Raw genomic sequence first — 18,947 nt, 5'->3', positions numbered from 1 at the left:
TCGTCACATTCCTCGTCGTGGAGCCGGGCTGAAGCCGTCTCCGAGGCCGGCTGCCACCTCCCGCAGGAAGGGGTTGGTGGCGCGCTCGCGGCCGATGGTGGTCTGGGGGCCGTGGCCGGAGAGGACCACGGTCGAGTCCTCCAGCGGCAGGCACACGCGCGCCAGCGACTTGAGGATCTCGGCGTGGTCGCCGCCCGGCAGGTCGGTGCGTCCGATGGAGCCGGCGAACAGCAGGTCGCCCGAGAAGAACACCGGCGGAACGTCCGCCTGCTCGGGCATCCCGAACGTCACCGACCCCTTGGTATGGCCCGGTGCGTGCGCGACGGAGAACTCCATCCCGGCGAGATCGAGGACGGCACCGTCGGTCAGCTCCTTGACGTCGTCCGGCTCCCCCACCGTCAGCTCGCCCATGAGCTGCTGACCGATGGAGCGGCCCAGGGCCCGCTCCGGGTCGCTCATCATGAAGCGGTCCTCGGGGTGGATCCAGGCCGGGACGTCGTGCGCGCCGCACACGGGGACGACCGAGGCGACATGGTCGATGTGGCCGTGCGTGAGGACGACCGCGACGGGCTTGAGCCGATGCTTTCTCACCGCGTCCTCGACGCCTTGGGCCGCCTGGTGGCCCGGGTCGATGATGACGCACTCCTCGCCGGCGGCGGGGGCGACCAAGTAGCAGTTGGTCCCCCAGGCCCCGGCGGGGAACCCGGCAATCAGCACGTTCGTCCTTAAAGGTCGGTGTGGGGACGGACCACAGGGCCGCTCCCCGGACATCTCGGCAGCTCCAGAGCCTACCGGCGGGACTCCCGGCAGGGCGAACCCGTATACGGTACGGCCACGGCGCACCACAGCGATCGGTGATCGGACAAGGAGACGACCGGTGGTCAGCAAGGATCAGCGGCGGCGGCAGCTCGCCCGGGAGAAGTTCGAGCGTCAGCAGCAACGGCGATCGGTGGCCCGGCGCAAGACCAAGCGCCGCAATGTGATCGTCGCGTCCGCCGTGGCCGTGGCCCTGGCCGCCGGCGTCGCCGCCTACGCCTCGGCCGGACTCACCGGCGGCGACGAGGCGGCGTCGGCCCCGCCCGCGCCGAGGAACCCGTGCGGCGCGCCGGCCAAGGGCACGCCGTCGAAGAAGACCTGGAAGAAGGAACCGGCGATGTCGGTCGACACCTCGGCGTCCTACGCCGCGAAGCTGTCGACGACGTGCGGCACCATCGAGCTGAAGCTGGACCCGGGCAAGGCTCCGCACACGGTCAACTCCTTCGCCTTCCTGGCCGGCCAGGGCTACTTCGACCACAGCAAGTGCCACCGCCTGGTCGACGCGGGCATCCACGTCCTCCAGTGCGGCGACCCGACGGCCACCGGCAGCGGCAACCCCGGCTACTCCCTCCCGGACGAGAACCTCAAGGACCCGCGCCTCAAGGGCGGCGTCTATCCGGCGGGCACGGTCGCGATGGCCAACAGTTACGACGGCAAGGACGAAAAGACCCGCAACTCCGGCGGCAGTCAGTTCTTCCTCGTCTTCCAGGACAGCCGGCTGCCCCCGAACTACACGCCGTTCGGCACCATCACCGGCGGTATGGACGTGCTGCGCAAGATCGCCGACGCCGGTGCGACGTCCCCGGACCCGCAGACCGGAAACACCGCGCCGCACGCCCGCGTCGTGATCGACAAGGCGGCCGTCACCAAGTCCTGACCGGCCCGGTCAGGCGCGGGCGGCCGCTGGTCACCCGCGCGCGAACCGCGGAAATCCGGTCGTGCTGGATGCGGACAGCCGACCGCCGGTCGCCTAGATTGGCGTTGTGTAGGGTGCCTGCTCCGACGGCTGCCACCCTCACCCGCAAGACAGCCCGTCGGACCGGCCAGGGCGCGGCCCTGCCGGACAGAAACTGTGGACGATGCCGGGGGGCCACACGCCCTCGTCGGCATCATGTGGAGGAGGCGCTGTGAGCAGCGACCCGTGGGGCCGCGTCGATGAGACGGGGACCGTGTACGTGCGTACCGCCGATGGCGAGAAGGTCGTCGGATCGTGGCAGGCGGGAACTCCCGAGGAGGCCCTCGCCTACTTCGAGCGCAAGTATGAGGGCCTGGTCGTCGAGATCGGCCTCCTCGAGCGCCGGGTCAAGACCACCGACCTGTCGGCGAAGGACGCGACCACCGCGATCGACCACCTGCGCCAGCAGGTCGACGAGCACCACGCGGTCGGCGATCTGGACGCGCTCAGGAAGCGGCTGGACAAGCTCGTCGAGGCGGTCGAGTCGCGCCGCGAGGAGCGCAAGGCCGAGAAGGCCAAGCAGAGCGACGAGGCCCGGCACGCCAAGGAGAAGCTGGTCGTCGAGGCCGAGGAGCTGGCGGCCAGCGAGCAGTGGCGGGCGGCCGGTGAGCGGCTGCGTGCGCTGGTCGACATCTGGAAGGGCCTGCCGCGGCTCGACCGCAAGGCGGACGACGAGCTGTGGCACCGCTTCTCGCACGCCCGCTCGGCGTTCTCCAAGCGGCGCAAGGCGCACTTCGCGTCGCTGGACGCCCAGCGCGAGCAGTCCCGCCAGGCCAAGGAGAAGCTGGTCGCCGAGGCCGAGGCGCTGTCGCAGTCGACGGACTGGGGCGCCACCGCCGCGCGCTACCGCGAGCTGATGACGGAGTGGAAGGCCGCGGGCCGCGCCCAGCGCGAGCACGAGGACGACCTGTGGAACCGCTTCCGCGGCGCCCAGGACATCTTCTTCCAGGCCCGCGGGGAGGTCTTCGCCGAGCGCGACGCCGAGCAGCGGGAGAACCTGACCCGCAAGGAGGAGCTGGCGGTCGAGGCCGAGAAGCTGCTCCCGGTCTCGGACCTGAAGGCCGCGCGCGCCGCGTTCCGCTCGATCAACGAGCGGTGGGAGGCCATCGGCCACGTCCCGCGCGACGCCCGCCCCAAGATCGAGGGCCGGATGCACGCCGTCGAGCGCGCCATCCAGGAGTCCGAGGAGGCCGAGTGGCGCCGTACGAACCCTGAGGCGCGGGCCCGCGCCGCGGGGCTGACCGGCCAGCTCCAGGACGCCGTCGACAAGCTGGAGCAGCAGATCGGCGCGGCCCGGGCGGCGGGCAACGACGCCAAGGCCGACAAGCTCGGGCGCGAGCTGGAGGGCCGCAAGGCACTGCTGGACCAGGCGCTGAAGGGCCTGGAGGAGTTCGGCGGCTGAGTCGGCGAGACGCGTGAGGGCCCCGGTACCCAGGTACCGGGGCCCTCTTTCGTGCGCGGTTACGGCCTCCTGGCCGAGGTGACCCGGTAGACGTCGTAGACGCCCTCCACGCTCCGCACGGCCTTCAGGACGTGGCCCAGGTGCTTGGGGTCGCCCATCTCGAAGGTGAAGCGGGACGTGGCGACCCGGTCCCGGGAGGTCTGGACGGCCGCCGAGAGGATGTTGACGTGCTGGTCGGACAGGATCCGGGTGACGTCCGACAGGAGCCGGGAGCGGTCCAGCGCCTCGACCTGGATGGCGACCAGGAAGACCGACGACTGGGTGGGCGCCCACTCGACGTCGAGGATCCGCTCCGGCTGCCGGGACAGCGAGTCGACGTTGACGCAGTCGGCGCGGTGCACCGAGACGCCGTTGCCGCGGGTGACGAAGCCGATGATGGGGTCGCCCGGCACCGGCGTACAGCAGCGGGCCAGCTTCACCCAGACGTCGTCGACGCCCTTGACGACCACGCCGGGGTCGGCGCTGGAACGGCGCTTGGAGCGCGGCCGGATCGGGGTCGACTCGGCGATGTCCTCGGTGGCCTCGTCCTGGCCGCCGAGCGCCTGCACCAGCTTCTGCACGACGCCCTGCGCGGCGACGTGGCCCTCGCCGATGGCGGCGTAGAGCGACGAGATGTCCGGGTAGCGCATCTCGTGCGCCAGGGTCACCAGGGAGTCACCGGTCAGGATCCGCTGGATCGGCAGGTTCTGCTTGCGCATGGCGCGCGCGATGGCGTCCTTGCCCTGCTCGATCGCCTCGTCGCGGCGCTCCTTGGAGAACCAGCCGCGGATCTTGTTGCGGGCGCGCGGGGACTTGACGAAGCCGAGCCAGTCGCGGGAGGGCCCGGCGCCCGTTGCCTTGGAGGTGAAGACCTCCACCAGGTCGCCGTTGTCCAGGGTCGATTCGAGCGGTACGAGGCGCCCGTTGACCCGGGCCCCTATCGTGCGGTGGCCGACCTCGGTGTGCACCGCGTAGGCGAAGTCGACGGGCGTGGCGCCGGCCGGCAGCGCTATCACGTCGCCCTTCGGCGTGAAGACGAAGACCTCGTTGCGCGACAGGTCGAAGCGCAGCGACTCCAGGAACTCGCCCGGGTCCTCGGTCTCCTTCTGCCAGTCGAGCAACTGCCGCAGCCAGGCCATGTCGTTGACGGTGTCCTGGCCCTTGCCGGCGTTCTTCGGCACGTCCGTACGCACCTTGGACGCGCCGGCCACCGCCTCCTGCTTGTACTTCCAGTGGGCGGCGATGCCGTACTCGGCGCGGCGGTGCATGTCGAACGTGCGGATCTGGAGCTCGACCGGCTTGCCGCTGGGGCCGATGACCGTCGTGTGCAGCGACTGGTACATGTTGAACTTCGGCATCGCGATGTAGTCCTTGAACCGGCCGGGGACCGGGTTCCATCGCGCGTGGATGGTGCCGAGGGCGGCGTAGCAGTCGCGGACCGTGTCGACCAGGACGCGGATGCCCACCAGGTCGTAGATCTCCGCGAAGTCGCGGCCGCGGACGATCATCTTCTGGTAGACGCTGTAGTAGTGCTTCGGGCGGCCGGTGACCGTGGCCTTGATCCGGGCGGACCGCAGATCGGCCTGGACCTCGTCGGTCACTATCGCCAGGTACTCGTCCCGCTTCGGCGCCCGCTCGGCGACCAGACGCACGATCTCGTCGTACATCTTGGGGTAGAGGATCGCGAAGGCGAGGTCCTCCAGCTCCCACTTGATGGTGTTCATGCCCAGGCGGTGGGCGAGCGGGGCGTAGATCTCCAGCGTCTCGCGGGCCTTCTTCTCCTGCTTCTCCCGCTTGAGGTAGCGCATGGTGCGCATGTTGTGCAGCCGGTCGGCGAGCTTGATGACCAGGACGCGCGGGTCCTTGGCCATCGCCACGACCATCTTGCGGACCGTCTCGGCCTGCGCGGCCTCGCCGAACTTGACGCGGTCGAGCTTGGTGACGCCGTCGACGAGCAGCGCTACCTGGTCACCGAAGTCGTTCCGCAGGGTGTCCAGGCCGTATTCGGTGTCCTCGACGGTGTCGTGCAGCAGGCCGGCCATCAGCGTGGCCGGGTCCATGCCCAGCTCGGCGAGGATCGTCGTCACGGCGAGCGGGTGCGTGATGTACGGGTCGCCGCTCTTGCGCTTCTGGCCGCGGTGCCAGCGCTCGGCGACCTGGTAGGCGCGCTCGATCTGCCGCAGCGTGGCGGTCTCGATCTTGGGATCGTTGCCGCGGACGGCGCGCAGCAGCGGCTCCAGGACCGGGTTGTACGGGCTGGAGCGCTGGACGCCGAGCCGGGCCAGGCGGGCCCGGACCCGGTTGGGCGATCCGGAGCGGCCCGCGGGGGCGGGCGTCAGCGGCTTCGGAGCGGGGGGCTGGTCGGCCTTGGCGGGCGGCTTGGGCGCGCCGGCCGGTGCGGATCCGGCCCGGGACGAGGAGCCGGCGGGCCGCTCGGCGGGGGCCTGGGGAGCGGCGGGCCGGCCGGTCGACGGCCGGGCCGTCCCGTCGGGCGCACCGTGCCGCTCGGACTGGGGCGCGTCCGGGGAAGCCGCGGTACCGGGCTTCGTCTCGTCCGGGCGCGCGGCATCGGATCCCGCCGGACGCAGTCCGGGGGAGAGCGGCTGGGCCTCGTCTGGCAAGAGCACTCCTCAAGCTGTTCCGGACCCCAGGACCTCGAACGGGTCGGGGTGCCATGGTATCGAGCCCGGGGCCGCGCCCGCCGCGCGGCCATGGGTCCGTACATGACACAGCACTCAGGGGCACCCGAATTGTTCCGGATGCCCCTGTGCCGTGCATGCAGTGTCTGCCCTGGCGGACGCCCTGGCGGACGCGGTCAGACCGTGATCAGCGCCTCCAGCGGAGCGCCCTTCAACCCCGGCTCCAGGCGCTGCCGGCCGGCCAGGAAACCCAGCTCCAGCAGCACCGCGACGGCCGCGACCTCGGCGCCCGCGCGCCGGATGAGCTGAAGCGAGGCGTCGGCGGTACCGCCGGTGGCCAGGACGTCGTCGATCACCAGCACCCGGTCGCCCGGGGCCAGCGCATCGGCGTGGATCTCGATCTCGGCGGTGCCGTACTCCAGCTCGTACGCCTGGCAGAGCGTGGTGCCGGGCAGCTTGCCGGCCTTGCGTACGGGGATGAAACCGACGCCGGCGCGGACCGCGACGGGGGCGGCCAGTATGAAGCCGCGCGCCTCCAGGCCCACGACCTTGTCCACGCGGTGGCGGTCGCACAGCTCGGCGAAGGCGTCGGTGAGCGCGCCGAACGCCGCCGGATCGGCCAGCAGCGGGGTGATGTCCTTGAACATCACCCCCGGCTGGGGATAGTCCGGAACGTCGGTGATCTTGCTCAGCAGCAGCTCGCGCAGGGCGGCCTCGGCACTCATCGGCGCTTGCCCGACGGGCGGCCGCGTCCGCGGTTGCGGGAGGCGGGCTGATGGCGCGGGCCGACGACCGCGGCGGCACCGTCGTCGTCGCCGGCCACGGCCACGCCGGACGCCTCGTCCTGCCCGTCCTCCTGGCTCGCGCCCTTGGCCGCGGCCGCGGCGCGCTTCGTCATGACCCGCTTGGTCAGCGCCTTCATCTGCGGCTCGCGGTTCTTCAGGTCGGCGACCAGCGGGGTCGCGATGAAGATCGAGGAGTACGCACCGGCGGCGAGACCGACGAACAGGGCCAGCGAGATGTCGTTGAGCATGCCCGCGCCCAGCACACCGCCGCCGACGAACAGCAGCCCGGCGACCGGGAGCAGCGCCACGACCGTGGTGTTGATCGAACGCACCAGGGTGCCGTTGATCGAACGGTTGGCGATCTCGCTGTACGTGAAGCGGTTCTGCTTGGTGAGGTCCTTGGAGGCTTCCTTGAGGCTGTCGAAGACGACGACCGTGTCGTAGAGGGAGTAACCGAGGATCGTCAGCAGACCGATGACCGTGCCGGGGGTGACCTCGAAGCCGACCAGGGCGTAGACGCCGACCGTGATCGTGAGGTCGTGGATCAGCGCGATCAGGGCGGCCAGGGCCATCCGCCACTCGAAGGCGATGGCCAGGTAGAGCACCACGAGGACCATGAAGATCCCCAGGCCCAGCCACGCCTTGTTGGCGATCTCCTCGCCCCAACTCGGGCCGACCAGCTGGGTGTTGACGTCCTTGACCGGGACGTTCAGGTCCTTGGCGAGCTCTTCCTGGACCGGCAGGGACTGCTTGGTGTCCAGACCGCTGATCTGGATGCGCAGCCCGCCGCTGCCGAGCTTCTGGACCACGGCCTGGTGGCCGGAGGCCGCGGACTCGGCCTGGTGCTGCGCCTGGGAGGCGGAGACGCTGGTCTTGGGAGTGGTGAAGACCGCGCCGCCGGAGAACTCGATGCCGAAGTTCAGACCCCGCACCGCCAGGCCGACGATGGCCGTGATGGTGATGAGGATCGAGATGCCGTACCAGATCTTCCGCTTGCCGATGAAGTCGTAGCCGACCTCACCGCGGTAGAGCCGGGCGCCGATGCTTCCGAGCTTGGACATCTCACGCCTCCTTCGTCTGGGTGGGGGCGGAGCGACGGCGGCGCAGCGGGGGCTTGGCGCCCAGGCGCTTGGGGTCGAGGCCGGACCAGGGGTGTCCGTTGGCGAAGAACTTCCGCTTGGCCAGCATCGTCATCAGCGGCTTGGTGAAGAGGAACACCACCACGACGTCCAGCACCGTGGTCAGGCCCAGCGTGAAGGCGAAGCCCTTCACCTTGCCGACGGTGACGATGAACAGCACCGCGGCGGCCAGGAACGACACGAAGTCGGAGACCAGGATCGTACGGCGGGCCCGCGGCCATCCGCGCTCGACGGCGGGCCGCAGCGTGCGGCCCTCGCGGATCTCGTCCCGGATGCGTTCGAAGTAGACGATGAACGAGTCGGCGGTGATGCCGATGGCGACGATGGCGCCACAGACCGCCGGGAGGTTCAGTGCGAACCCGATGGCCGGGCCCAGCAACGTCATGATCGCGTACGTCAGGATCGCCGAGACCCCGAGGCTCGCCAGCGCGACCAGCGCCAGACCCCGGTAGTAGGCGACGAGGTAGATGATGACCAGGGCCAGGCCGATGGCGCCGGCCAGCAGACCGGCGTGCAGCTGCTCACCGCCGAGCGCCGCGGTGACCGAGGTCTCGTCGACGATCTTGAACGAGAGCGGCAGCGCGCCGTAGGACAGCATGTTGCCGAGGTCCTCGGCGGACTGCTGGGTGAAGCCGCCGGAGATGGTGGCGTTGCCGCCGTTCAGCCGCTCGCTGACCCGCGGGTCGGAGACCACCGCGCCGTCGAGGACGATCGCGAACTGGTTCTGCGGCTGCGCCTTGGTGGCGAGCTTGCCGGTGACGTCCGCGAACTTCTTGCCACCGTCGGAGGTGAAGTCCATCTGGACGATCCAGCCCTGGCCCTGCTGGCTGTCGAAGACGGCCTTGGCGTCCTTGACGTCGGTGCCCTCGACACCGACCGGACCGAGCACGTACTTCTGCGAGCCGTCGTCCTTGCAGGCCACGACGGGCGAGGACGGGTTGGCCGCGGCGGCCTTCTCACCGGCGACCGCGAGGGCCTTCTTGGTGGAGCAGTCCAGCGCGTTCAGCTGCTTCTGGAGGGCCGGCGGGATCTGGTCGCCGCCAGGGGCCGGCGGGACCGCGGGCGCGGTGGGCTTGGCCGGGCCGGACGGGCTGGGCTTCCCGGACGGAGCCTTCTTCAGGGAGTCCGTGACGGCACGGCCCTGCGTCGTGGGCTTCGCGCCGGGGGTCGGCGACGAGGAGGCGTGCTGCTGCGTGCCCTTGGCCTGGTCGCCGCCCTTGCCCTTGCCGTTCGCGCCCTTGGAGGGGCTGGGCTCGGGCTCGGGAGCCTTGGTGCCGGCGGTGGTGGTCAGCACCGGCCGGAATCCGAGCTGGGCGGTGGTACCGACCTGCTGACGGGCCTGCTTGGCGTCCGTACCCCGGGGGATGTTCACCACGATGTGGTCGGTGCCCTGGGTCTGCACCTCGGCTTCGGACACGCCCAGACCGTTGACCCGCCGCTCCATGATCCCGGAGGCGGTCTTCATGTTGGTCTCGTTGATCGCGTTGGGCTTGCCCGGCATGTTCTCGGCCTGGAGCGTGAAGCTCGTGCCGCCGGCCAGGTCGATGCCCAGCCGCGGCGTCAGCGTGCCGGCGTAGAACATGCCTCCGATCAGCCCGGCCATCACGATCAGGACCAGGATCAGGGTGCGGCCCGGATGCCCCTGGCCCGTGGGCGCCCTGCGGCCCTTCTTCGGTGCTGCCACCTTCTCGTTTCTCCCTGTCCAACCCCTCGGCCCGGTGTGTCGGCCGAGCGGCCACGAAGTCTTGTGGGGACCTGCCCCCGCCGGAGCCTAGACCGTCCCGGAACCGCGGCGCACGACGCTTCGCGCTCCGCGGTTCCGTGGGAGGGACTACTTCGCGTCGTCGCCGCCGGCCTTCTTGTCCTCCTTGGCGGCGTCGGCGTCGGCCTTGACGCTGTCCTCTGCGCCCTTGTCGGCCGCGGGCTGCTCGGTGGCGGGCTCGGCGTCGGCCGGGGTCGCGGCCTTGCCGAGGTCGATCTTGTCGGCCTTGTCACCCGTCTCGGCGGCGGTGTCGCCGGTCAGCGACGAGGCGTCGTCCGGGACGACCGGCTCGTCGGCGTGGATCGGGTCGGCACCGTCCAGGATGCGGTTGTACTCCTCGTCCGCGAGCACCGCGCCGATGGCGTTCTTGGCGTAGATGGCGTGCACGCCGGGGGCGACCTCCAGGAGGACGGTGTCCTCGTGGATTTCCTTGACGGTGGCGTACATGCCACCGATGGTCCGGACGCCGGTGCCGGCCTGCATCTCGTTGCGCATCTGCTGGGCCGCCTGCTGCTTCTTCTTGGCGGACCGCGTCATCAGGAACATGGCCCCGATGAGGACGATGAAGGGGAGAAGAGTCACGATACTCACGGGACGGAAATCCTTCGCACGACCGCTGCTGGGCGGTCTCATATAGCGGGGGTGGGTATGCCGGCCCTCACGGTCGGCATCGGCGGAGTCTAAGCGAGTCCCCACCAGTGGAACAACGCCCAGCATCGCACCGCAGTTCCTGGCCGGGCGAGTCTCCGCGCCGTCACGGGCCGAACAAGCCCTGCTGTCCGCTTCCTCCCGGTTGGTGCTGCGGGGGAACCAGCCCCAGATGAGCCCAGGCCGCGGGGGTCCCGATCCTCCCCCGGGGGGTCCTGGCGAGCAGCCCTTCCCGCACGAGGAACGGCTCGGCGACCTCCTCGACCGTCTCGCGCTCCTCCCCCACCGCGACCGCGAGGGTGGCCAGGCCCACCGGGCCGCCGCCGAAGAGCTTGAGCAGGGCCGTGAGCACCGCGCGGTCGAGCCGGTCCAGGCCGCGGGCGTCGACCTCGTACACCCCGAGGGCCTGCGAGGCGATCTCGCGGGTGATCAGTCCATCCGCTTTGACCTGGGCGTAGTCGCGGACCCGGCGCAGCAGACGGTTGGCGATACGGGGCGTGCCGCGGGAGCGGCCGGCGATCTCGGCGGCGCCGTCCGCCTCTATCTCGACGTCCAGCAGCCCGGCCGAGCGGTGGATGACCCGCTCCAGCTCGGCGGGGGCGTAGAACTCCATGTGCGCGGTGAAGCCGAAGCGGTCACGCAGCGGGGGCGGCAGCAGACCGGCCCGGGTCGTGGCGCCGACCAGGGTGAACGGCGGGAGTTCGAGGGGGATGGCGGTGGCGCCGGGGCCCTTGCCGACGATGACGTCGACGCGGAAGTCCTCCATCGCCATGTAGAGCATCTCCTCGGCGGGCCGGGACATCCGGTGGATCTCGTCGAGGAAGAGGACCTCGCCCTCCTGGAGGGAGGAGAGGATCGCCGCGAGGTCGCCGGCGTGCTGAATGGCCGGGCCGGAGGTGATCCGGATCGGGGCGCCCATCTCGGCGGCGATGATCATGGAGAGGGTGGTCTTGCCGAGGCCGGGCGCGCCGGACAGCAGGACGTGGTCGGCGGTGGCGCCGCGGGCCCGGGCGGCGCGCAGCACCAGGTCGAGCTGTTCGCGCACCCGCTCCTGGCCCACGAACTCGGCGAGGTCCTTGGGCCGCAGCGCGGCCTCGACGGCGGTGTCCTCGCCGTCCGCGTCGGGCCCGACCAGCCGGTCGGCGCCGGCCGGCGCGGCGTCCTCGGTGGACGGTGCGGTGTCGTCCCAGTTCACTGCGGATTGCCTCGCGGGGTCGGGGCGGCCGGGCCGCCTGCGTGGTCGTACGGTCGCGGGCCCGGGGCCCGGGTGGCGGCGCTCATCGTGCGCGGTTCAGGGTCTGCAGGGCGGCCTTGAGCAGCTGCGGGACCTGCGGCGCGCCGCCGTCGGCGAGCGCCGCCTCGGCCTGCGGGGCGACCGCGGCGACCGCCTCGTCCGCCTCGCGGGTGGCGTAGCCGAGCCCGATCAGGGCGGCCTGCAGCTGATCGCGCCAGCCGGCCGCGGCAGCACCGGCCGCACCCGTGCGGCCGGTGCCCAGGGGCTCGCCGAGCCGGTCCTTCAGCTCCAGCAGCAGCTTCTGAGCGCCCTTCTTGCCGATGCCCGGGACCGCCGTGAGCGCCTTCTCGTCCCCGGTGGCGACCGCCAGCCGCAGCGCGTCGGGCGAGTGCACCGCCAGCATGGCCTGGGCGAGCCGGGGACCGACGCCGCTGGCGGTCTGCAGCAGCTCGAAGGTCTGCCGCTCGTCGTCGTCGGCGAAGCCGTAGAGCGTGAGCGAGTCCTCTCGGACGACGAGGGACGTGGCGAGCTTGGCCTGCTGTCCGAGGCGCAGCCCGGAGAGGGTGTTCGGGGTGCACTGGACGGCCATCCCGATGCCGCCGACCTCGACGACGGCGGTATCGGGGGCCAGGGCCGCGACCGGCCCGGAGACGAAGGCGATCATCGGGTGCCCTTCAGCGTACGGACGGGAGCGGCGGAGCGGCGGGCGGCGGCCTGCGCCTGCTGGAGGCGGTTGACCGCGGGGGCGCGCCAGATGTGGCAGATGGCGAGGGCCAGGGCGTCGGCGGCGTCGGCCGGCTTGGGCGGCGCGTCGAGCCGCAGCAGCCGCGTCACCATCGCGCCGACCTGGGCCTTGTCGGCCCGGCCCGAACCGGTCACGGCCGCCTTGACCTCGCTGGGGGTGTGCAGGGCGACCGGCAGTCCGCGGCGGGCGGCGCACAGCATGGCGACCGCGCTGGCCTGGGCGGTGCCCATGACCGTACGGACGTTGTGCTGGCTGAACACCCGCTCCACGGCGACGAATTCGGGGCGGTGGCTCTCCAGCCACTCCTCGATGCCGCGCTCTATGAGGACCAGCCGGTCGGCGATGTCCGCATCCGCCGGGGTCCGGACGACGCCGACGCCGGCCATCTTCAGCGGGCGGCCGGCGACCCCCTCCACCACGCCGATCCCGCACCGGGTCAACCCCGGGTCCACGCCCAGCACCTTCACGGCGCCCTCCCCTCACCGACTTCGGTCACCTGTTCCTGTGCCGGGGGCCGAAACCCCCTGACCAGCACAGTATCGGCTGGCACTGACAACGCGGACGGGCCGACGGGGTGTGTTCCCGTCGGCCCGTCCGCGTCAGCCGTGGTGAAAACGCGTCAGGCGTCGACCTTGGCCATCACATCGTCCGAGACGTCGAAGTTGGCGAAGACGTTCTGCACGTCGTCGCTGTCCTCCAGCGCGTCGATCAGCTTGAAGATCTTGCGGGCGCCCTCTTCCTCCAGCTCGACCTGCATGGTCGGGACGAAGTTGGCGTCGGCGGAGTCGTAGTCGATACCGGCCTCCTGCAGGGCGGTACGGACCGCCACCAGGTCGGTGGCCTCGCTGAGCACCTCGAAGGACTCGCCGAGGTCGTTGACCTCTTCGGCGCCCGCGTCCAGCACCGCGCCCAGAACGTCGTCCTCGCTCAGCTCACCCTTGGGGACGATCACCACGCCCTTGCGGTTGAACAGGTACGAAACCGAACCCGGGTCGGCCATCGAACCGCCGTTGCGGGTCATGGCGACGCGGACGTCCGAGGCGGCCCGGTTGCGGTTGTCGGTGAGGCACTCGATGAGCACCGCGACGCCGTTGGGGCCGTAACCCTCGTACATGATGGTCTCGTAGTCGGCGCCGCCGGCCTCCAGGCCCGCACCGCGCTTGACCGCGGAGTCGATGTTCTTGTTGGGCACCGAGCTCTTCTTGGCCTTCTGGATGGCGTCGAAGAGGGTCGGGTTACCGTCGGGGTCGGCGCCGCCCGTGCGAGCCGCGACCTCGATGTTCTTGATCAGCTTCGCGAAGAGCTTGCCGCGCTTGGCATCGATCACGGCCTTCTTGTGCTTCGTCGTAGCCCATTTAGAGTGGCCGGACATCCGCCTGTCTCCTTCGCGTAACCCATTTCTGAAACCAACGCCTTCGATCCTACCGGGGCTGGATCACCCGCTGTCACTCAGCTGACGCGCGCACCATGTCGACGAACAGGGCGTGCACCCGGTGGTCACCCGTGAGTTCCGGGTGGAAGGACGTAGCGAGGACGTTACCCTGCCGCACGGCCACGGTGTGCCCGTCGTAGGTCGCCAGGACCTCGACCGCGCCGCCGACGGATTCCACCCAGGGCGCCCGGATGAAGACGCCCTCGACCGGTCCGCCGGGGATACCGGTCACATCGATGGCCGCCTCGAACGACTCGTTCTGCCGCCCGAAGGCGTTACGGCGCACGATCATGTCGATGCCGCCGAGCGTCTCCTGGTCCTCGCGGGCGTCCAGCAGCTTGTCCGCGACCATGATCATGCCGGCGCAGGTGCCGTAGACCGGGCGGCCCGCGCGGACGAACGCGCGCAGCGGCTCCAGCATGCCGAAGACGACCGCCAGCTTGGACATCGTGGTGGACTCGCCGCCCGGGATGACCAGGCCGTCGATCTCGGCCAGTTCCTCGGGGCGGCGCACCGGCCGTGCCTGGGCACCGGCGTCCGCGAGCGCCTTGACGTGCTCGCGGACGTCGCCCTGGAGGGCCAGCACACCGATGGTGGGGGTGCTCATCTGGTTCTTACGTCCTTACCAGCCGCGGTTGGCGTAGCGCTCGGCCTCGGGGAGGGTGTCGCAGTTGATGCCGACCATGGCCTCGCCCAGGTTGCGGGAGACGTCCGCGATGACCTTCGGGTCGTCGTAGAAGGTGGTGGCCTTGACGATCGCGGCGGCGCGCTTGGCCGGGTCACCGGACTTGAAGATGCCGGAGCCGACGAAGACGCCCTCGGCGCCGAGCTGGCGCATCAGCGCGGCGTCGGCCGGGGTGGCCACACCACCGGCGGAGAACAGCACGACCGGCAGCTTGCCGAGCTCGGCGACCTCCTTGACCAGCTCGAAGGGTGCGCGCAGCTCCTTGGCGGCGGCGTACAGCTCGTTGTTGTCGCAGCCGCGCAGCTTGGCGATCTCGCCCTTGATCTGGCGCAGGTGACGGACCGCCTCGACGACGTTGCCGGTGCCGGCCTCGCCCTTGGAGCGGATCATCGCGGCACCCTCGGCGATCCGGCGCAGCGCCTCGCCCAGGTTGGTGGCACCACAGACGAAGGGGGTGGTGAAGGCCCACTTGTCGGAGTGGTTGACCTCGTCGGCCGGGGTGAGGACCTCGGACTCGTCGATGTAGTCGACACCGAGGGACTGCAGGACCTGGGCCTCGACGAAGTGACCGATGCGGGACTTGGCCATGACCGGGATGGAGACGGCGTCGATGATGCCGTCGATCATGTCGGGGTCCGACATACGGGCCACGCCGCCGTCCTTGCGGATGTCGGCGGGGACCCGCTCCAGGGCCATGACGGCGACGGCGCCCGCGTCCTCGGCGATCTTCGCCTCTTCCGGCGTGACGACGTCCATGATCACGCCGCCCTTGAGCTGCTCGGCCATTCCGCGCTTCACGCGCGCGGTTCCGGTCTCGGGGTTCTGGGGCGTGGTGGGCGTGCTGGACACGGTTAGACCTCACTCAGTGCGGGTGGTTATGCGTGCGGACCACACAACCGTTTGCGAGGGACCGGAGAAAAGGGCCAATTCAAGGCCGGTGGATCGTTGGGCGCGGACGGGGCGGTGCCCGGCAGCCGTCCGCGGCCCGTTCGGCGCCCGGGTCAGTTGCCCGCCGAGCGGTCGTCCAGGACGGCTGGGGGCTCGTCGTCCATCTCGAAGGCCAGCGGGAACGGTGCGTGCCCGGCGAGCCGGAAGTATCGCACCACCCGGTGGCGGCGCACCGCGCGGGCCGCCCGTACGGCGTCGTTGTGGAAGCGCCGGGCCATCGGGACGCGACGGACCGCGGCGGTGAGCTCAATGACCGTCTGCTCGCCGCCCGGTGCCTCCCGTACGGCCTCCAGCTGCGCCTCCTCGGCGAAGATGGCCCGCAGCGCCTGGGTCAGCGCGCTCTCGGCGACCTCACGCTGGTCCTCCTCCGCCTGCCGGGCCTCGTGCGCGGCCTGGTAGAGCACGATCGACGCGGCGGGATCCAGAACGCCGGACGTGCCCACCTCCTGCGCGACGGACGCACGCCGCAGCAGCTGGGCGTCGAGGGCCGCCCGGGCCGCGTCGATGCGCGCGTGCAGACGGTCGAGACGGCCGGCGGTCCAGCTGAGGTAGATGCCGATGAGGACGATCGCGGCGGCGATCCAGATGAACGTGGTCACGGCGGGTCACGTTACCGGGCGCTGCGCTTGGCTGGCTTCCCACGTTTTCGGCTTTCCCGCCGTGGGGGTTGCTCGCCGTTGCGCCTGCGGCGGGACGGACAAAAACGTGGGAAGCCCGCCGGACGCCTAGTCCCGCGTCAGGCGGCGCCGGCTTCGGGTTGCCACGGCCTCGTCCGCGGCTACGGAGGCTGCGCCGGCGGTGACGGTCTCGTAGACGGCGAGGATGTCGGCGCCGACCGTCGACCAGTCGAAGCGGCGGACGTGGCGGGTACCGCGTTCGCGCAGCTCGGCGAGGCGGGCGGGGTCGCCGAGGAGGCGTACCGCCGCGGTGGCCAGATCGTCCGCGTCCTCGTTGGCGAAGAGTTCGCCGGCCTCGCCCTGGTCAAGGACCTGGGCGAACGCGTCCAGGTCGCTGGCCAGTACGGGCGCACCGGCCGACATCGCCTCCACCAGGATGATGCCGAAGGACTCACCGCCCGTGTTGGGGGCGACGTAGACGTCGACGCTGCGCAGCAGCCGGGCCTTGTCCTCGTCGGTGACCATGCCGAGGAACTCGACCCGGGAGCGCAGCTCGGCGGGCAGGCCCGCGACCGCCTCCTCCTCGTCGCCGCGGCCGGCGACCAGCAGCCGGGCGTCCGGGACCTCGGCGAGGATCTTGGGCAGCGCCTGCATCAGGACCGGCAGGCCCTTGCGGGGCTCGTCGATCCGGCCGATGAAGCCGATGGTCCGGCCCTGCCACCGCGGGTCGGGCTCGGCCCGGGCGAAGAAGTCGACGTCCACGCCGTTGGGGATGACCACCGCGTCACCGCCGAGGTGCTCGACGAGGGTGCGCCGGGCGTATTCGCTGACCGCGACGCGGGCGCTGATCTTCTCCAGTGCGGGCTGCAGGATCGGATACGCGGCGATCATCGCCCGCGAGCGCGGGTTGGAGGTGTGGAAGGTCGCCACGATGGGGCCCTGGGCCGCCCAGCAGGCGAGCAGGCCGAGCGACGGCGAGGCCGGTTCGTGGATGTGGATGACGTCGAAGGCGCCGTTCTGGAGCCAGCGGCGTACGCGGGCGGCGGAGAGGAAACCGAAGTTCAGGCGGGCGACCGAGCCGTTGTACGGGACGGGGACGGCGCGGCCGGCGGAGACGACGTAGGGCGGCAGCGGGGTCTCGTCGTCGGCGGGGGCGAGGACGGAGACCTCGTGGCCGAGCCGGATGAGGTGGTCGGCCAGGTCGCGGATATGGAACTGCACGCCGCCGGGGACGTCCCAGGCGTACGGGCAGACGATGCCGATCTTCACGAGGTCTCCGATCCGGTGGCCACGGGGCCGTTCTCCGGGCGCGGTTCCAGGTCGGCCAGCCACAGGCGCTGCAGCATGTGCCAGTCCGTGGGGTGGTCGGCGATGCCGGAGGCGAAGGCGTCGGCCAGGGTCTGGGTCATCCGGTGGGCCTTCTCGACGCGGGTGCCGGTCTCCGGGACGTCGATCTCCGGGTAAACCCGGCCGCGCATGACGGCACTGTCGTCGTACCAGAGGGTGACCGGCAGCAGCATCGCGCCGGTCTGCAGGGCGAGCATTGCGGGGCCGGCCGGCATCTTGGTCTCCTCCCCGAAGAACGTGACCGGGATGCCGGAGCTGGAGAGGTCGCGGTCGGCGACCAGGCAGACCAGGCCGCCGGCCCGCAGCCGCCGGGCGAGGGTGCCGAAGGCGGCGCCGCCGGTGTGCGGCAGCACCTCCATGCCCAGGCCCTCCCGGTAGGCGACGAAGCGGTCGTAGAGGGATTCCGGCTTCAGGCGCTCGGCGACGGTGGTGAAGGGGGTGTTGAGCTTGGTGGTGACCCAGACGCCGGCGAGGTCGTAGTTGCCCATGTGGGGCAGGGCGAGGATGACGCCGCGGTCGCTCTTGAGGCCGTCGGTGAGGTGGTGCACGTCCTCGGGGTCGAAGGCCGTCTTTATCCGGTCCTCGCTCCAGGCGGGCAGGCGGAAGGACTCCATCCAGTAGCGCATGTACGAGCGCATCCCGGCGCGGGAGAGCTCGGCCAGGCGCGCGGGCGAGGCGTCCGGGACCACCCGGGCGAGGTTCGCCTCCAGGCGCCGGACGCCCTTGCCGCGGCGCTTCCAGGCCGTGTCGGCGATCCGCCGGCCCAGCCGTATGGCGACGCCCTCGGGCAGCTTCTTGACGGTGCTCCAGCCCAGGCCGTAGAGCGCGTCGGTGAGCTTGTCGGTGTCGATTCCCGGCAGCCGGGTCATACGGTGTTCCCCCCTTGTGCGACGGCGGCGTCGGCCTCGGCCGACTCCCGGCGTACCGTGACCACGCGCTGGCCGAGCGTGACGGCACTGCCGATGCCGACGATCCACAGCGCGATCGGCAGCAGCACCTCGACTCCGGGTACCCCGAACTTGTGCAGACCCGACAAACCGCAGGCCACCAGTGTGATCACCAGCCGCTCGGCGCGCTCCACCAGGCCGTTGACGTCCACCGGCAGCCCGATGGCCTCCCCGCGCGCCTTGGTGTACGAGACCACCTGGCCGCTGGCGAGGCAGAAGATCGCCATCGCGCAGAGCATCAGGCTGTCACCGCGCCCGGCGTACCACAGGGCCAGCCCGCCGAAGATCGCCGAGTCGGCGACCCGGTCGAGGGTGGAGTCGAGGAAGGCGCCCCAGCGGCTGGAGCGGCCCAGCTGGCGCGCCATGTTGCCGTCGACCAGGTCGGAGAAGACGAACAGGGTGATGACGATCGTGCCCCAGAAGAACTCGCCCCGCGGGTAGAAGACCAGGGCGCCGGCCACCACGCCCCCGGTCCCGATCAGGGTGACCGCGTCCGGGCTGACGCCGATACGGATGAGCAGGGCGGCGAACGGCGTGAGAACACGCGTGAAGAACGCACGCGCGTACTTGTTCAGCATGGCCTTCCCGAAGGGTCGATGCGGGCCGCGCGGTCAAGGGGCCACCGGCTGGCCCATCGTAGCCAGGAGGCCGCGGGCCGCTGCGGACGCATCGCGGCGCGGGGTGCATCGCACGGCTCGGGGCCGCCGCCGCGCGCCCGCGGGCGCGCGGACGGGCCCCTTCAGGCCCCTGCGGGCGCCGGTCCGCCGCGCCATGTATGGACGCATCATGACCTCGGTGGAAAGCTCG

18 protein-coding genes are annotated in these 18,947 nt (G+C 71.2%); 2 read left to right on the top strand and 16 right to left on the bottom strand.

Annotated features, from left to right (window positions below):
* Window positions 1-3 precede the first annotated feature (3 nt).
* Window positions 4-717, bottom strand: coding sequence for an MBL fold metallo-hydrolase (locus OO62_RS14685; RefSeq protein WP_033267832.1), 714 nt, complete (start codon window positions 715-717; stop codon window positions 4-6).
* Between the two features lie 160 nt (window positions 718-877).
* On the opposite strand from OO62_RS14685, the gene OO62_RS14680 reads away from it, so the two are divergent.
* Both OO62_RS14680 and OO62_RS14675 read left to right on the top strand, forming a co-directional pair.
* Window positions 878-1,693, top strand: coding sequence for a peptidylprolyl isomerase (locus tag OO62_RS14680; protein ID WP_033267831.1), 816 nt, complete (start codon window positions 878-880; stop codon window positions 1,691-1,693).
* A gap of 250 nt (window positions 1,694-1,943) precedes the next feature.
* The gene (locus OO62_RS14675) at window positions 1,944-3,173 is read left to right on the top strand and encodes a DUF349 domain-containing protein (protein WP_033267830.1); all 1,230 of its coding nucleotides are present in this window, start codon (window positions 1,944-1,946) and stop codon (window positions 3,171-3,173) included.
* Window positions 3,174-3,232: 59 nt separating this feature from the next.
* Here the strand turns inward: OO62_RS14675 and OO62_RS14670 are convergent, their stop codons facing one another.
* From OO62_RS14670 to pgsA, 15 genes are all read right to left on the bottom strand, one after another.
* Complete coding sequence (locus tag OO62_RS14670; RefSeq protein ID WP_033267829.1) at window positions 3,233-5,833, bottom strand: RelA/SpoT family protein; 2,601 nt, start codon at window positions 5,831-5,833, stop codon at window positions 3,233-3,235.
* Between the two features lie 194 nt (window positions 5,834-6,027).
* Window positions 6,028-6,576 (bottom strand): adenine phosphoribosyltransferase, encoded by a 549-nt coding sequence (locus OO62_RS14665; protein WP_033267828.1) that lies wholly within the window; start codon window positions 6,574-6,576, stop codon window positions 6,028-6,030.
* Window positions 6,573-7,697: a protein translocase subunit SecF gene (gene secF / locus OO62_RS14660; RefSeq protein WP_033267827.1), complete on the bottom strand. Its 1,125-nt coding sequence runs from the start codon at window positions 7,695-7,697 to the stop codon at window positions 6,573-6,575. Before secF ends, OO62_RS14665 begins: the two co-directional genes overlap by 4 nt.
* A 1-nt stretch (window position 7,698) precedes the next feature.
* Window positions 7,699-9,459 (bottom strand): protein translocase subunit SecD, encoded by a 1,761-nt coding sequence (gene secD / locus OO62_RS14655; protein WP_033267826.1) that lies wholly within the window; start codon window positions 9,457-9,459, stop codon window positions 7,699-7,701.
* Window positions 9,460-9,606: 147 nt separating this feature from the next.
* Window positions 9,607-10,128 (bottom strand): preprotein translocase subunit YajC, encoded by a 522-nt coding sequence (yajC, locus tag OO62_RS14650; protein WP_033267825.1) that lies wholly within the window; start codon window positions 10,126-10,128, stop codon window positions 9,607-9,609.
* 163 nt (window positions 10,129-10,291) lie between these two features.
* Entirely contained in the window at window positions 10,292-11,380 is a 1,089-nt protein-coding gene (ruvB, locus tag OO62_RS14645; protein ID WP_033267824.1) for a Holliday junction branch migration DNA helicase RuvB, read from the bottom strand.
* 82 nt (window positions 11,381-11,462) lie between these two features.
* Entirely contained in the window at window positions 11,463-12,083 is a 621-nt protein-coding gene (gene ruvA / locus OO62_RS14640; protein ID WP_033267823.1) for a Holliday junction branch migration protein RuvA, read from the bottom strand.
* Complete coding sequence (ruvC, locus tag OO62_RS14635) at window positions 12,080-12,631, bottom strand: crossover junction endodeoxyribonuclease RuvC (protein WP_033267822.1); 552 nt, start codon at window positions 12,629-12,631, stop codon at window positions 12,080-12,082. Before ruvC ends, ruvA begins: the two co-directional genes overlap by 4 nt.
* Window positions 12,632-12,783: 152 nt before the next feature.
* Complete coding sequence (locus OO62_RS14630) at window positions 12,784-13,536, bottom strand: YebC/PmpR family DNA-binding transcriptional regulator (RefSeq protein ID WP_033267821.1); 753 nt, start codon at window positions 13,534-13,536, stop codon at window positions 12,784-12,786.
* 73 nt (window positions 13,537-13,609) lie between these two features.
* Window positions 13,610-14,203: a pyridoxal 5'-phosphate synthase glutaminase subunit PdxT gene (pdxT, locus tag OO62_RS14625; RefSeq protein ID WP_033267820.1), complete on the bottom strand. Its 594-nt coding sequence runs from the start codon at window positions 14,201-14,203 to the stop codon at window positions 13,610-13,612.
* A gap of 15 nt (window positions 14,204-14,218) precedes the next feature.
* On the bottom strand, window positions 14,219-15,130 hold the full coding sequence (gene pdxS / locus OO62_RS14620; protein WP_030067142.1) for a pyridoxal 5'-phosphate synthase lyase subunit PdxS: 912 nt from the start codon (window positions 15,128-15,130) through the stop codon (window positions 14,219-14,221).
* A gap of 152 nt (window positions 15,131-15,282) precedes the next feature.
* A complete protein-coding gene (locus OO62_RS14615) occupies window positions 15,283-15,828 on the bottom strand; it encodes a LemA family protein (protein WP_033267819.1) in 546 nt (181 codons plus the stop codon).
* A gap of 126 nt (window positions 15,829-15,954) precedes the next feature.
* Window positions 15,955-17,115: a glycosyltransferase family 4 protein gene (locus tag OO62_RS14610; RefSeq protein WP_033267818.1), complete on the bottom strand. Its 1,161-nt coding sequence runs from the start codon at window positions 17,113-17,115 to the stop codon at window positions 15,955-15,957.
* Window positions 17,112-18,062, bottom strand: coding sequence for a phosphatidylinositol mannoside acyltransferase (locus tag OO62_RS14605; RefSeq protein ID WP_033267817.1), 951 nt, complete (start codon window positions 18,060-18,062; stop codon window positions 17,112-17,114). The genes OO62_RS14610 and OO62_RS14605 overlap by 4 nt, the downstream gene beginning before the upstream one ends.
* Entirely contained in the window at window positions 18,059-18,718 is a 660-nt protein-coding gene (pgsA, locus tag OO62_RS14600; RefSeq protein ID WP_033267816.1) for a phosphatidylinositol phosphate synthase, read from the bottom strand. Before pgsA ends, OO62_RS14605 begins: the two co-directional genes overlap by 4 nt.
* Between the last annotated feature and the right edge of the window lie 229 nt (window positions 18,719-18,947).

This window comes from Streptomyces lydicus (assembly GCF_000717345.1).
Lineage (GTDB): Bacteria > Actinomycetota > Actinomycetes > Streptomycetales > Streptomycetaceae > Streptomyces > Streptomyces lydicus.
Note: the sequence above shows the minus strand (reverse complement) of the source record. Positions and strands in the feature narration are given on the sequence as shown.